Raw genomic sequence first — 13,860 nt, forward strand, 5'->3', positions numbered from 1 at the left:
ATTAGATACTGTTTAGTTAATCTTGATATTATAGTTTTTCTGAAACGTTAAATAACCTGTAAGGCTGATAGTGAAATTAATACTATCAGTCTTATTATTATGTGACTAATAGTCACATAATTTAAAAAACTAAACAAATTGATTAGGAAACTCAAACTAAGTTCCAACAATGCTTTAGGAACTACAGTCTACTACTTCAGATTCAGTTCACTATAATTTCCAAGCGAATCTTATGATAGCTACTTTGTTAGGATGCTCTTATTTTTTATCAGACAAAACAAAAGGATTAAGAAGGTCATTCTCCTTAATCCGATACTTCTTATTCTTGACGTTGTCCGAAATCTGCAATCATCTGATCCATTTCTTGTCGACTCGGAGTTGTCAGCATATAAAGGTAATCTCCTTGAAGTTCCGCGAAGGCCGCTGGCATGATTTTTTTAACCTTGAACTGCTGGCTATATTTGTCAAGCAAATCCTCTTCTGAATAGACATAATGAGCATTTGCACGGCGAGAAGTAGCCAAACAATACTGAGGTTCAAACTCTGACACTGGGAACTCTTCTTCTGCGACAATAGCTGCATAGCCACTATAAAGATCCAAAGAGTGAGCAAAGTTATAAACATCAATGGTAAAACCACCTGCAGGACGGTTATTGTACTCAATGGCAATGTAATCATCTCCCTCACGGAAGAACTCGATATGGAAGAACCGTTCTCTCATACCAAATTCTTTGACGATAGCCTCACCATATTTACGTAATTTAGGATCCATATCCTTGAGGACGTAATAAGAATTGTCCATCTTGTACATCATGAGATCAAGCGGTGTATAGGCGTAGTCAAAGGTTGTTGAAAAGACAATCTTACCATCCTTGTCCACAAGACCGTCAAAGGTACAAATTTCACTAGAAGTGACAAATTTTTCAAAGAAATAAATGGTCGAATGATCCCATTCTTGCTTGAAGTGATTGATATCGTCTTCTGTCTCAAGTTTAAAGGTGGCGGCTGCTCCAACTCCATTATCAGGTTTTGCAATCATTGGAAGGCCGATTTCATTCACAGCTTGATCCACATCTGCTTCAGTCCTGATAACAGCTCCAGGTACCACAGGGACACCTGCTTTTTTGAAAAGTTTCTTCATTTCAGACTTATATTTAGTCTTTTTGAGATCCTCTGGTTTAGCACCAAAAACATTAAATTGTTCTCTGAGTGTGGCATCCAGCTCAAGCCAGTATTCATTATGAGACTCGATACGGTCAATTGGACCATGTTTATAAAAGAGAAAAGCAACTGCCCGTTTGACTTCATCTATATTTTCAAGATTATCAACACGGAAATACTCGGTCAGGCTATTGCGTAAAGGTTCATCCAATTGCTCGTATGGTTCCTGACCAATTCCCAAGACTGTGATGCCTTTATTGGCTAGTTCAATTGTAAACTGTTGAAAGTTTTGTGGATAGTAGGGAGAAATAACAAGGTAATTCATAGGTAACTCCTTTTATAGATACAGGTGCCCAAGGAAGTAAGGCATTTGTTTACGCCACCATTCCCAGTCGTGAGCGACATCATGTCCCCATTCAGCAAACCAGGCTGGAATTTGTTTCTGGTCAAAAGCTTCTTTTAGCTTGTAGAAAGATGGTAGACCATCTTGTTCCCAGGCACCAAGACCCGTACAAATCACAATCTCTGCCTGACGGTAACGATCGATAAACCAGCCGTCGTTCTGGTTCCAAATATAATCTACTGGCGAGTTTTGGTAAATTGCATCATCGTTGTAGTAATCACCGACAAAGAAACGTGCGTCGTAAACACCACTGAGAGCAATCACCTTGGTAAAGACATCTGGATGCTGGAGGAAGAAATTGAGTGCATGGTAGGCGCCCATGGAGCAACCTGTCGTCATCATGCCATCAAACCAACCTGTATTATGCTTGATAAAAGGAATGGCCTCCTCAATCACATAGCGTTCGTAGGCACGGTGCATCTCTGCTTGGTCATGACCATTTTTCCAAGTGGCTAACCAGCTCTCACTATCTACACTGGATAGGGTAAAGAATTGGACACGACCTTCCTCGATAAAGGAAGCACAGGCATCAATCATGCCAAAATCATAGTATTCGTTATGGCTACCACCTGATGAAGCAAAGACCACAACTGGAATCCCAGCATGACCATAACGGTTAAGGTACATTTCACGGTTAAGATTGCCACTCCAATGGCTAAGATGTTCAATATGCATATTATTTCCTTTCTTAACTTACCATTTCTCTGCAAAAAATCTCAGACAGTCTGGTAAATTCTCCGACCAAGGGATTTCACTATGGATGGCACCAGACTGAACTTTCAAGACAAGATTATCCAAATGAACTCCCCCTGCTATTAAATCATGGTAATAGCGAAGCGAAGAATCGATATAGGCTTGTTTGATATTGCCAGCCATCAAGGTCTTGTCTGTATCATCCGCTTCTTCTGTTCCCACATAGATGAAGATCCGCTGGTCAGGCGATAGTTTCTGGCGCTCGATATAGCGGTTAAAGGCTTCTTGGTGCAGCCAGTTGGCAGATGAAAAGACTCCTAGACAACCAATTTGATCTTGGTATTCCAAACCGATAAACTGGGTAATATTCCCTCCTAGTGAGGAACCAATTATGGCTGTATGCTGACGATCAGCTTTTGTACGGTAGGTCTCATCGATAAAAGGCTTGACCACCTCCATGACAAACTCGGCATACTCTACACCCTTACCACCAAATTGCTGCCCTGGGATAGGAGATTCTTGGAACTTCCAAGCCGCATACTCATTCATCCGCCCCATACCATCATTATCAATAGCAACGACAATCATACGACTAATATCAGGATTGCGCTTAATAGCTGGGATAATCTTCCATGAATGGCCAATGAAGGACTCCTTGCTATAAAAAACATTTTGACCGTCATGAAAGTATACAACAGGATAGGATCGGTCCGTGTCTTTCTCATAATCTTTAGGAAGAAGAACACGTACACGGCGCTCCTTACCAGTGTAAGGAACCTTGAGTTTGTGTTCTTTCATTTTTAAATAAAAGTAGGATTGATTCATTGTCAGAAAACTCTCTATATTCAAAATTTTATCTCATTATATCATAAAAATAGAAAAAAAGTCAGTTTTGCTTCCATTTCTGGATTAAAAACTAACTTTTTCATTTATTTCTCTAAATTCTTTTGGATTTTCTGATTAGAGCAGATTGTCTATCAAGTCATCGACTTCATCTTTTTCAACCTGAGGTGTAATCTCAGTAATCATGATCCCTGCCACTGCTCGTTCAACTAAGCCCTTAACATCCATCCGTTTTTCATACTGCTCTGCATTCTTAATCTTAGGATTGGTCTTAGGACGGTCAGGTGCAAAAATCGTACAGCAGTCTTCAAAAGGCTGGATAGAAATGTCAAAGGTATCGATTGCCTGGGCAATGTCAATGATTTCCAATTTGTCCATAGTAACCACAGGACGAATGACTGGAGTGCTGGTCACAGCGTTGATAGTCTGCATACTTTCCAAGGTCTGGCTAGCTACTTGACCAAGACTTTCCCCATTGATGATAACTAAACCGTTTCTCACCTCACGAATACGGTCGGTAATCCGCATCATAAAGCGACGCGTCAAGGTCATGAGGTAGGCTTCTGGCGCTTTAGCCTTGATTTCCTCTTGAATCTCTGTGAAAGGTACTTCGATAAACTGGATATTTCCACCAAACTTGGTTAATTTACGAGTCAAATCTTGGGCTTTCTTGAGGGCACCAGGACTAGTATAAGGTGGGCTGGCAAAGTGAACGGCCTCAATATCTACCCCTCGTTTAAGAGCTAGATAACCTGCCACAGGTGAATCAATTCCTCCCGACAACATGAGCATGCCTTTACCAGAACTTCCCACAGGTAATCCTCCTGCTCCACGGAAGGTTTCATAGGAAATATAAGCTGCCTCCTCACGAATCTCAACCTGAAGATTAATATCTGGATTTTTCATCTGAGCTTTCACGTTTGGAATAGCCTTGAAAACAGCACTACCAAGAGTTTGATTGAGTTCACGACTATCAAGTTCAAAGTTGTGGTCGCTACGCTTACCAGTGATTTTAAAGGTCATCCCTTCCTTATAAGTTTCTTTCATAATCTCTTGGACAGCAGATTTAAGAACATCCACGGACTTTTCAACCTTATAAACGGGAGAAAAGTTTTGAATTCCAAATACTTGTTTGAGGGATTCTGCTACTGCGGTGTAATCAGCTCCATTGAGGTAAGCGTGGGCACGGTCACGATCTGCGGTTACCTTAACTTGTGGATAGATAGACAAAACGTCTGAAATATTATTGCGAAGTTTATTGATGAAACGCATTCGATTTTTGTGTTTGGTTGACAATTCTCCATAGCGAATCATAATTTCTGAATACTGCATAAATGCTCCTATCTTACTTTTCTAGTTTGATTGTAAATTAATTTTAGCTTGGTCAAAAACTGCTCGACCTGACTCATATCATTTTCAAGGTCTAGGCTTAAACGCACAGCTGACTGGGCCTTATCCTTGTCCACCCCCATAGCTATCAGGGTACCTGCAGGTTTCCCTGCCTTGGATGAACAAGCAGAGGTCGTAGAAATAAAAATATCATAGTCTTCAAAGGCGTGAACAACGACTTCACCACGAACACCCTTAATCCCAAAAGTCAGAATATGAGGAGCAAAATCTTCCTCATCTGAAAAGACAAATATATCCGAATAGTCCAAAAGTGCTTGACGGACCACTGCCTTCATCTGTCCAGTCTTACTAGTAAAGAAATCTAGCTTTTCCATAGACAAACGGAGGGCCTTGGCAGTTGCTGCAATCCCTGCCACATTTTCAGTTGTCGAACGATAATCACGCTCCTGCCCACCACCTGTTAAAAAAGGAGTAATCCTCTTGCCAGACTTGATATAGACAAAGCCAACACCACGAACGCCGTGGAACTTGTGACTAGAAAAGGTCGCGAAATCCACTCGTTCTGTCAGGTATTTTTCAGTCGGAATCTTAGAAAGTGCCTGAACCGCATCAACATGGAAGGAAATAGTCGGCTTGTCTGCCAAGAGTTCTGAAATAGCCTCAATAGGTTGGATAGAGCCGATTTCATTGTTCACAGCCATGACAGAAATTAGGATTGTATCAGGCCGTATCAAACCTGCTAGAGCTTCAACATCCACAAATCCTTGCTCATCAACTGGAGCAAAATCTACTTCAAAACCTTGAGATTTTAACCAGAGGGCTGATTCCTTAACTGCTGGATGTTCAATGGCTGATACGATGATGTGCTTGCCAAACTGAGCTTTTTCAAAGGCCACACCCTTGATAACCCAGTTATCCCCTTCTGTTCCACCAGAAGTAAAGAAGATTTCATCACTTTTCTTGCCAATCAAATCCGCAATTTGCTGGCGGGAAGCATCTAAGATTCGTGTTGCCTGATCTCCCAAACGATGGAGACTAGATGGATTTCCTAAAATTTTTGAAGCCACCTGCATATAGGTTTCAAGTACTTCAGGATAGGGCTTGGTCGTCGCTGAATTATCAAAGTAAATCATGTTTTCTCACGCTTTCTAAAATCACTCCTTCTATTGTATCATGAAACGGAGCTTGCGACAAGAAAGGGCAATTCCTCTTTTTTTAAGATTTTTTTAAAGAAATGCGGTATAATAAATTTTAATTAAAGGAGAGAATGTATGTCTAATTATCGTAGAACTTCAAAACCAAAAACAGAACATATCAAAAAAGGCTTTACGGTCTTTCAAAAAACCGTTGCTACTATCGGTAGTATCCTCGGCTTGATTACCGCAAGTATCACGATCATGAACGCCTTGGATAATAACAAAAATACTAAAAAAGAACCTACGACAAGCCAGACGACAACCATTGTCAAAGAAATTCAAAAGGAATCCTCTAAGGAAAACACCAGTCCCAATAAGGAAAATAATACTAGTCAAGAAAAAACACAACCAAAAGAAACTCCAAAATCCAGCGTCAAGGAAGAGAAAAAAGAAGAGCAGAAAACAGCAACTCAGGATTCCTCTACCCCTGCTCCTACTCCAAGTAAACCTACCACTGAAAATGAAAAACAGTCCAATACCCCAACTTCAGAAAATAAAAGCAATCAATAGCCAGTAAAATAGCTTCCCTCCAAACTTGGAAAGAAGCTATTTTTTTATTGTTGCAACACTTTTCTTGGTTTGGTACCTTCAGCTGGACCAATGACACCTGCCATTTCAAGTTCTTCCATGAGACGGGTCGCACGGTTAAATCCAACTGACAAACGACGCTGAATCATAGAAGCACTGGCTTTCTGGGTTTCGATAACCAAAGCCTTGGCTTCTTCAAAAAGCGGATCTCCACCAGTTTCACCATCTGAAAATTCTCCGTCATTTTCAGAAACCTCACCTGGATCAAAACTCTCATCATAGTCCGCATCCGCCTGAGCCTTGATGAAGTTTACGATGCGTTCGACATCGTCATCCGAGATAAAGGATCCTTGCAAACGAACTGGATGATTTTCATCAATCGGTTTAAAGAGCATATCCCCTCGGCCAAGCAGTTTTTCTGCTCCATTTTCATCCAAAATCGTACGAGAGTCTGTCCCTGACGAAACTGCAAACGCCACACGAGATGGGACATTGGCTTTAATCAGACCAGAGATGACATCAACGGATGGACGCTGGGTTGCAAGAATCATGTGGATACCAGCAGCACGCGCCTTCTGTCCAAGACGGATAATGGCATCTTCTACTTCCTTGCTGGCTACCATCATGAGGTCAGCCAACTCATCCACAATCACAACAATGAGTGGCAGTGGAATCTGCTTATATTCAGACTGGGCATTGAACTCTTCTACCTTGGCGTTAAAACCTGCAATATTCCGAACCCCCACCTTGGCAAAAAGTTCATAACGGTTTTCCATTTCATCCACAACCTTTTGCAGGGCCTTGCTGGCCTTGCGTGGATTGGTCACAACTGGAATCAAGAGATGAGGAATATCATTGTATACAGACAACTCAACCATCTTGGGATCGACCATCATAAATTTAACCTGATCTGGTCTCGCCTTCATGAGAATGCTAGCGATAATGCCGTTAACTGCTACTGACTTCCCTGAACCTGTTGAACCTGCGACGAGCAAGTGGGGCATTTTGGAAAGGTCAAAAGCTCTTGCGGTGCCATTAACAGCCTTCCCTAAAGGAATTTCCAAGAGATTTTCTGCTTTTGTTTGAGATTGTTCCCATAGTTCGCGGAAGGACACAGTGGCAATTTCAGAGTTAGGAACCTCGATTCCAACGAGAGATTTCCCTGGGATTGGAGCTTCAATCCGGACATCCTTGGCAGCCAAGGCTAGAGCAAGGTCATCTGCCAGATTGGAAATGCGGTTGACCCGTACACCCACGGCTGGCTTAACTTCATACTTTGTCACTGATGGCCCAATTTCAGCCCGTTCAACTGTTACCTTGATACCAAAGCTAGCAAAGGTTTCTTCTAGGATTTTGATATTTTCTCGAACAATTTTCTTCTCTTTAGACTGGTCCTTGGGTTTATCTGGGGCAAAGAGTTGTAAGCTTGGAAGTTTGTATTCAAGAGCCTCCTTGGCTGAAAAATCTACCTGAACATCTTCATCATCAGAGCCCTCTTCCTGTTCAGGGAATTCAAGTTCAGTTTGAGGTAGGATGATTTCTGGTTCCACCCACTCTTCTTCTGGAATAGGTGGAACGTCAAGCACAACATCTTCTGTCAAAATTTCACCTGTTTCCATATCGACAGGAGGCATATTAAGCAAGCCTTTCTCAGCCTCTTCTTTTTCTAATCTAGCCTCTTCCTCAGCCTTTTGGCGAGCTTTTTCTTCTTGTTTGACAAAGCGTTCCTCTTTTCGACGCTCATGCCCTTCCCGCCATTTTGCAAAACCTCTACTGAAAAATTCCGCAATATCGTAAACAGACCAAGGACTGATCAGAAGAGAACCCACTAAAATCAAGATTGAACCAATAAAGTAAGTACCGATATTTGAGAAGAGAAAGGCAATTGGCATATAAAGAGCGACCCCAATCAAGCCCCCTCCAGCAAAACTGGTCGTTCGAAAACCAGTCAAATCCGTCACAACCTGAGCCATGGTTCCTTTTAAGATCGAATTGTCCAAACCATATTGCCAAACTAAATAGGCCTCAAAAATTAAGAGCAAACCAGCAAATATGGTGAAAAAGCCAGATAAGAGTCCTTCCTGTTTTCGTATCCACTTGAAAAAGAAGAGGTAGAGCAGGATACCAAATATTGCTAGATAGGCTAGGCTACCCACCAGCAAGCGAATTAAATTATAGAGGGTTATACCTGCAGCCCCTAATTTGAAGGCTGCGAAAATCAATAAAATCGCTATTCCCAACGAAATCAACATCCGTTGAATCGCTTCTTGTCTTTCGAGTTCTGCTTTAGACGGTCTCCGTCTTGTTTTACTTGTATTCTTGTTTGCCATTCTTCTATTATAGCATATTTCACAGACATTTCGGAAAGAGAAAAAGACTGGATCAAACAGTCCAATCTTTTCATATTATATCTATTTTTTATGCTTGTGGTTTGCGTAGGTAACCATAAACCACACCACTTACTATTGCTCCTACCAAGACAGAAACTAGGTAAAGAAGGGCATTAGAAGTAAGGGCGATAACGAAGATTCCTCCGTGTGGTGCCATAAGTTTGATACCAGTAAGACCAACAAGTCCACCTGCTACTGCTGAACCAAGAATGAAGCTTGGGATCGCACGAGCTGGGTCAGCGGCACCAAATGGAATCGCTCCCTCAGTGATAAATGACAAGCCCATAATAATATTTGTCAAACCAGAGTTACGTTCTTCTTTGGTAAATTTATCTTTGAAAAGAAGCGTTGCGACAAAGATTGCAAGTGGTGGCACCATTCCCCCAGCCATAACTGCTGCCATAGCTACAGAACCACCTGAAGAAACAGTTGCTGCAAGCGTACCTGTACCAAATACATAAGCCGCTTTGTTGACTGGTCCCCCCATATCGACAGCCATCATTCCACCAAGGACGATACCAAGAAGGACAGCTGAACCTCCTCCAAGACCGCCAAGGAAATCATTCATAGCAGTGTTGATTGCTGCCATTGGGATGTTAACAGCTAGCATGACAAATCCTGTCAAGATTGTTCCAAGAAGTGGTAAGAGAAGGATTGATTTAGCACCTTCAAGTGAACGAGGAACTTTAACGTATTTCTTAATAGCAAGAACTAAAGCACCTGCGATAAATCCACCAACAAGGGCACCTAGGAAACCAGATGAGACACCTGCAAGAGTTGAAGTTGCTTCACCACCTGCGGCATAAGGAATTTTACCAAAGGCAAAACCTTCTTTGGCAATAGCACCAGCCACGAAACCTGCTACCAAACCTGGTTTTTCTGCGATAGAGTAGGCAACATAACCTGCAAAGACTGGAAGCATCAAACCAAAGGCAGCTCCACCAATTTTCATGAACATAGAAGCTAGCTCATGGTAGGAACCAAGATTGCCAAGATTTTCATTCGGAACACCCAAAGCACCGTCAATCAAGAAGGCAAGGGCAATCATGATACCACCACCGATAACAAATGGCAACATTTGAGAGACACCACTCATCAAGTGTTTGTAGAAGGCACCACCAAGACTTTGTTTTTCGTTAGAGGCTGTTGTAGCTTTTGCACCATTAGCGGCACGGTAGACTTCAGCATCTCCTGAAAGAGCCATGTTAATCAATTCTTCTGTCTTACGGATACCGTCAGCAACCGGACGATTGATCAATGGTTTGCCATCGAAACGATCCATTTCTACAGCCTTGTCTGCTGCGATGATAACAACTTTAGCCTTACGAATGTCTTCCGCAGTTAGTTGGTTACCAACACCACTGGCACCGTTGGTTTCGACCTTAATTCCAACACCCATTTCAGTAGCCACTTTTTGAAGAGCTTCTTGGGCCATGTAAGTATGGGCAATACCTGTTGTACAAGCTGTAACAGCTACGATAAAGTCACCAGAGTCATTAGCAGGTGCTTGAACAGGTTCCTCAGTTTTTTCTGAAGCTTGGTTAAAAAGTTCGATAACTTGGTCAGCTGATGTTGCTTGACGAAGTTTATCAGCAAAACCGTCTTTCATCAAGTATTGAGACAATTCTGCCAAGGCTGCCAAGTGAGTGTCATTTGCACCTTCTGGAGCCGCAATCATGAAGAAGAGATCAGTTGCTTGTCCATCCAAACTCTCATAGTCAACACCCTTGTTTGACTTAGCAAAGAGAACTGTCGCTTCTTTGACAGCAGCATTTTTGCTGTGAGGCATAGCGATACCGTCTCCTAAACCAGTAGAAGTCAAAGCTTCACGCGCCAAAATGCCTTCTTTAAATGTTTCAAAATCTGTCACATAACCGTGGTCTGTCAAACTTTTAATCATCTCTTCAATGACAGCTGTTTTTTCAGTTGCTTGCAAATCCAGCAACATGACATCTTTTCTCAATAGGTCTTGAATTTTCATCTTTTTCCTACCTCAACTTTTTCATATGTTTCTTTAATAAATTCCGCCGTTGCCAAGTCATCTGAGAAGGTGGTTGCCGTTCCACAAGCCACTCCCCATTTGAAGGCTTCTACTGCATCTTTTGATTTGACAAATTCACCTGTAAATCCAGCAACCATAGAGTCACCAGCTCCAACTGAATTTTTGACTGTACCTTTGATTGGTTTAGCGAAGTAAGCTCCTTCAGATGTAACAAGAAGGGCACCATCACCAGCCATAGAGATAATGACGTTTTGAGCACCTTTAGACAGTAACTCACGAGCGTATTTCTCAATTTGCTCTAAACTTTCGAGTTTAACCCCAAAAATTGCTCCAAGTTCATGATTGTTTGGTTTGACCAAAAGTGGCTGGTAGTCCAAACTATCAATCAAGGTCTGTCCTTCAAAGTCACAAACCACTTGCGCACCAGTCTTGCGTGTCAATGCAATCAAATCCTTATAGATAACATTGCCTAGATTTTTAGCACTTGAACCAGCAAAGACAACTGTATCTTCTGCTGTCAGACTAGATAAGATAGCTTTCAATTCTTCTAACTGAGTCGGTTCAACAGTTGGACCCGTTCCGTTGATTTCTGTTTCTTGGTCTGCTTTGATTTTAACATTGATACGAGTATCTTCTGCTACTTGGACAAAACGTATCTCGATTTCTTCCTCTGCCAGAGTATCTGTGATAAATTCACCAGTAAAACCTCCGATAAATCCAGTCGCTGTATTTGGAATATCCAAGCGCTTCAAGACACGGCTGACATTGATTCCTTTCCCACCAGCAAACTTATCATCACTGTCCATACGATTGACACTACCAACTTGGACTTGGTCCAAACGAACGATATAGTCAATGGATGGATTGAGTGTGACTGTATAAATCATACTTCTATCACCTCCGTTTTCTCCTTAATAGCCTGCAAGAGCTCATGCCCTTGACTTGTGATAACAATAGCTCGTTTGAGTGGTGCTACCTTAGCAAAGCAAGTTTGTCCAATTTTAGACGAATCCACCAAGACATAGGTCTGTTTGGCATTTTCCAAAATAGCTCGCTTCACAGCTCCCTCCTCCATATCAGGAGTCGTATAATAACCATCGTCCACACCATTCATCCCGATAAAGGCACGATCAAAGTGCAATTGGTTAATCTGGTTAAGAGCAACGCCCCCGATGCTCGCATCTGTCGCCATCTTGACACTTCCTCCAACCATGACCGTTGGAATCTGCTTTTCAACCAACTGTGCTGCATGGTGAATGGAGTTGGTCACGACTGTAACATTCTTATTAACCAATTCATGAATCAAAAAGGCTGTAGTTGTTCCAGCATCGATAAAGATGACATCTTGTTCCTTGATGAGAGAGGCTGCTTTCTGAGCCAGCAACCTCTTCTCTTGAAGGTTTTTGACAGATTTTTCTTGAATGGTTTCTTCTTCCTGCAAGGAGTGGGGTAATTCTGCTCCACCATGCACGCGACGAAGCTTGTTTTCTGCTTCCAACTCATCCAAGTCTCTTCGAACCGTTGATTCTGACGTTTCTAGCAAACTAACTAATTTTTCTAGAGAAACTACATGGTGTTGATTTAGCTCCTCTAAAATCAGTTGCTTCCGCTCTGTTTTTAACACCGAACCACCTCCTGTTATCGTTTACACTATTCATTCTATCACACTTTCTTTCAAAGTCAAGCACTTTTTGTCATTTTCTTTCAAAATCTATCATTTTTTCTTATTTCCAGAATTTTTATTGCAAGATAAGAGCCTTTATGGTAGACTATTTTAGTAAGTATTGGAAGATTACTCAAGAGGCTTAAGAGGCCGTGTTGGAAACGCGGTAGGCGTGTAACAGCGTGCGTGGGTTCGAATCCCATGTCTTCCGTAGAAAAGAAAAATTATTTCTAGGATGCAACAAATGTTGTATCCTTTTTTATCACTTTTTTAAAAAATAGGATCTGTTTTAGGGTCTGTTTGTGACTCCTTTGTTGTATCCTTTTTCTGCAAAAGAATACCAAGGAATACCAAAGACAAAAATAAAAAACGTTGATTTTGAACTGCATCCCAAAAGTTAGACAAAAAAATCTAACTTTTGGGGTCAGTACAGTACAGAAACTAGCGTCTTTCATATCGCTTGACATTAAGCTATTTCTAGCTAACACTTCAAACGTGTTACTCAAGATAGACGAGATATAAACCTATTCGATTTTTTGCAGTTACTCTCGTTCCATATCTTCACGCTTATACTCAGGGCAAAACGTAGTCTTACACGGTTCTTTCCGATTGGTAGCTCTAACTGGTTCTTTAAATGTCCACATGAAGCAAGAATGTTTCTGACAAATCTCTTTCTCATTCACATAATGGCGCGGTTCAAATCCTAATCTCTACATCTTATCCCCTCCTAGAATAGTAACTCGCCATGATATTCTTGACGCACTGCTCTAGCACCACCAGAATATGCAGGTTGTCGCTTCGGTTTCTGTCTATTCTCTACTAACTCAGCAGTAACCATATCCTTCTGCTTACAATCTCTTAAAATGCTACTGTGATACTTAAAGTACGGCTTGCCGTTTCCAACACATTCCTTGATTGCTAACTTGATAACTTCTTTCTTATGGTCTTCCAAAAATGCTTTCAAATCCTCAATATCAAACGATGTCGGTTGTCTTCCAAACCCTGGATAAATCCAATCGTAGACAATTCCCAAGTCATTTTCAGCAGGGCGTCCTCTATATTATATAAAGAGTCAGTACCAGCACCCTCTGGTTCACTCAGTCTTGATTGACTGTACTTTTTCCAGTCCTTGACCTATATTTTTTCCAGTACCATAAATATAAAGACGATTAGGTTGGTTAACTCCTTGCTGAACTTCCTTTAGTAATCCAAAATCTTGTAAATCTCTTTTTGCTTTAATTACATTTTTTTCGTCATAATTAAGTAAACTCATAAGCTGTTTATTTGTGAAGTAAACAAATACATCTCCATTTTTATCATTCCATTTATTTTGAATAGATAATGTTCGTCTATCAAAAATAAACATGTACACTACTTTTGCTCTCAGATTCAATCTCTTGTATTCTTCATCCAGTAACCATTGTGGAAACTGATAGAAAGCGTTGTTCTTTACTTCGCTTATTTTCAATCATTCTTTCTCCTTTCTAATTTCATCCAAACTGACTTCTAGTACGTCAGCGACTTTGCAGATATTCGTCCACGACATCTCTTTTAATCTTCCAGCTTTTAGGTTAGAAAAATTAGAATGATGGACATTTGATTCTTTGGCTAATCTGTACATTGACCAGCCT

At 41.2% G+C, this 13,860-nt stretch carries 13 protein-coding genes and 1 tRNA gene; 2 read left to right on the top strand and 12 right to left on the bottom strand.

The window, feature by feature from the left end:
* Positions 1 to 319 precede the first annotated feature (319 nt).
* The 5 genes from D8787_RS04360 to D8787_RS04380 all read right to left on the bottom strand — a co-directional run bounded on the left by D8787_RS04360 (position 320) and on the right by D8787_RS04380 (position 5,583).
* The gene (locus D8787_RS04360; RefSeq protein ID WP_125421102.1) at positions 320 to 1,486 is read right to left on the bottom strand and encodes an ATP-grasp domain-containing protein; all 1,167 of its coding nucleotides are present in this window, start codon (positions 1,484 to 1,486) and stop codon (positions 320 to 322) included.
* Positions 1,487 to 1,498: 12 nt separating this feature from the next.
* Positions 1,499 to 2,239, bottom strand: a complete 741-nt coding sequence (locus D8787_RS04365) for an esterase family protein (protein WP_125421105.1) — start codon at positions 2,237 to 2,239, stop codon at positions 1,499 to 1,501.
* An 18-nt stretch (positions 2,240 to 2,257) separates the two neighbouring features.
* Positions 2,258 to 3,082, bottom strand: a complete 825-nt coding sequence (locus D8787_RS04370; protein WP_125421108.1) for an alpha/beta hydrolase — start codon at positions 3,080 to 3,082, stop codon at positions 2,258 to 2,260.
* 135 nt (positions 3,083 to 3,217) lie between these two features.
* On the bottom strand, positions 3,218 to 4,432 hold the full coding sequence (gene thiI, locus D8787_RS04375; protein ID WP_125421111.1) for a tRNA uracil 4-sulfurtransferase ThiI: 1,215 nt from the start codon (positions 4,430 to 4,432) through the stop codon (positions 3,218 to 3,220).
* Positions 4,433 to 4,440: 8 nt separating this feature from the next.
* Positions 4,441 to 5,583, bottom strand: a complete 1,143-nt coding sequence (locus D8787_RS04380; RefSeq protein WP_125421114.1) for a cysteine desulfurase family protein — start codon at positions 5,581 to 5,583, stop codon at positions 4,441 to 4,443.
* Between the two features lie 138 nt (positions 5,584 to 5,721).
* Here D8787_RS04380 and D8787_RS04385 point away from each other — a divergent pair, with 138 nt between their 5' ends.
* Positions 5,722 to 6,156 (top strand): DUF6556 family protein, encoded by a 435-nt coding sequence (locus D8787_RS04385; RefSeq protein ID WP_125421117.1) that lies wholly within the window; start codon positions 5,722 to 5,724, stop codon positions 6,154 to 6,156.
* Between the two features lie 44 nt (positions 6,157 to 6,200).
* On the opposite strand, the gene D8787_RS04390 is transcribed toward D8787_RS04385, so the two are convergent.
* The 4 genes from D8787_RS04390 to D8787_RS04405 form a co-directional block, all read right to left on the bottom strand.
* A complete protein-coding gene (locus D8787_RS04390) occupies positions 6,201 to 8,504 on the bottom strand; it encodes a DNA translocase FtsK (protein WP_125421120.1) in 2,304 nt (767 codons plus the stop codon).
* An 88-nt stretch (positions 8,505 to 8,592) separates the two neighbouring features.
* On the bottom strand, positions 8,593 to 10,545 hold the full coding sequence (locus tag D8787_RS04395; RefSeq protein ID WP_125421123.1) for a fructose-specific PTS transporter subunit EIIC: 1,953 nt from the start codon (positions 10,543 to 10,545) through the stop codon (positions 8,593 to 8,595).
* Positions 10,542 to 11,453 (bottom strand): 1-phosphofructokinase, encoded by a 912-nt coding sequence (pfkB, locus tag D8787_RS04400; RefSeq protein ID WP_125421126.1) that lies wholly within the window; start codon positions 11,451 to 11,453, stop codon positions 10,542 to 10,544. Before pfkB ends, D8787_RS04395 begins: the two co-directional genes overlap by 4 nt.
* Positions 11,450 to 12,190, bottom strand: coding sequence for a DeoR/GlpR family DNA-binding transcription regulator (locus tag D8787_RS04405; RefSeq protein ID WP_102210950.1), 741 nt, complete (start codon positions 12,188 to 12,190; stop codon positions 11,450 to 11,452). The genes pfkB and D8787_RS04405 overlap by 4 nt, the downstream gene beginning before the upstream one ends.
* A gap of 162 nt (positions 12,191 to 12,352) precedes the next feature.
* Here D8787_RS04405 and D8787_RS04410 point away from each other — a divergent pair.
* A tRNA-Ser gene (locus tag D8787_RS04410) sits at positions 12,353 to 12,440 on the top strand.
* 516 nt (positions 12,441 to 12,956) lie between these two features.
* Here D8787_RS04410 and D8787_RS04415 read toward each other — a convergent pair.
* Genes D8787_RS04415 through D8787_RS04425 form a run of 3 tightly spaced genes read right to left on the bottom strand, consistent with a single transcriptional unit; the run spans position 12,957 to position 13,850 of the window.
* Positions 12,957 to 13,262: a DnaD domain protein gene (locus tag D8787_RS04415; RefSeq protein ID WP_235219609.1), complete on the bottom strand. Its 306-nt coding sequence runs from the start codon at positions 13,260 to 13,262 to the stop codon at positions 12,957 to 12,959.
* Between the two features lie 60 nt (positions 13,263 to 13,322).
* Positions 13,323 to 13,697 carry a replication initiator protein A gene (locus tag D8787_RS04420; protein ID WP_125421129.1) on the bottom strand — a complete coding sequence of 125 codons (375 nt, stop codon included), beginning with the start codon at positions 13,695 to 13,697 and terminating at the stop codon, positions 13,323 to 13,325.
* Entirely contained in the window at positions 13,698 to 13,850 is a 153-nt protein-coding gene (locus D8787_RS04425) for a helix-turn-helix domain-containing protein (protein ID WP_235219610.1), read from the bottom strand.
* Positions 13,851 to 13,860: the final 10 nt, after the last annotated feature.

The organism is Streptococcus mitis (assembly GCF_003944325.1).
Taxonomy (GTDB): Bacteria; Bacillota; Bacilli; order Lactobacillales; family Streptococcaceae; genus Streptococcus; species Streptococcus mitis_CW.

Bases quoted from the DNA above. Each gene is read 5' to 3' on its own strand.
- D8787_RS04385 (WP_125421117.1), top strand. From the start codon at position 5,722: ATGTCTAATTATCGTAGAACTTCAAAACCAAAAACAGAACATATCAAA.
- D8787_RS04360 (WP_125421102.1), bottom strand. From the start codon at position 1,486: ATGAATTACCTTGTTATTTCTCCCTACTATCCACAAAACTTTCAACAG.
- pfkB (WP_125421126.1), bottom strand. From the start codon at position 11,453: ATGATTTATACAGTCACACTCAATCCATCCATTGACTATATCGTTCGT.
- D8787_RS04365 (WP_125421105.1), bottom strand. From the start codon at position 2,239: ATGCATATTGAACATCTTAGCCATTGGAGTGGCAATCTTAACCGTGAA.
- D8787_RS04390 (WP_125421120.1), bottom strand. From the start codon at position 8,504: ATGGCAAACAAGAATACAAGTAAAACAAGACGGAGACCGTCTAAAGCA.
- D8787_RS04425 (WP_235219610.1), bottom strand. From the start codon at position 13,850: ATGTACAGATTAGCCAAAGAATCAAATGTCCATCATTCTAATTTTTCT.
- D8787_RS04370 (WP_125421108.1), bottom strand. From the start codon at position 3,082: ATGAATCAATCCTACTTTTATTTAAAAATGAAAGAACACAAACTCAAG.
- D8787_RS04380 (WP_125421114.1), bottom strand. From the start codon at position 5,583: ATGATTTACTTTGATAATTCAGCGACGACCAAGCCCTATCCTGAAGTA.
- D8787_RS04395 (WP_125421123.1), bottom strand. From the start codon at position 10,545: ATGAAAATTCAAGACCTATTGAGAAAAGATGTCATGTTGCTGGATTTG.
- thiI (WP_125421111.1), bottom strand. From the start codon at position 4,432: ATGCAGTATTCAGAAATTATGATTCGCTATGGAGAATTGTCAACCAAA.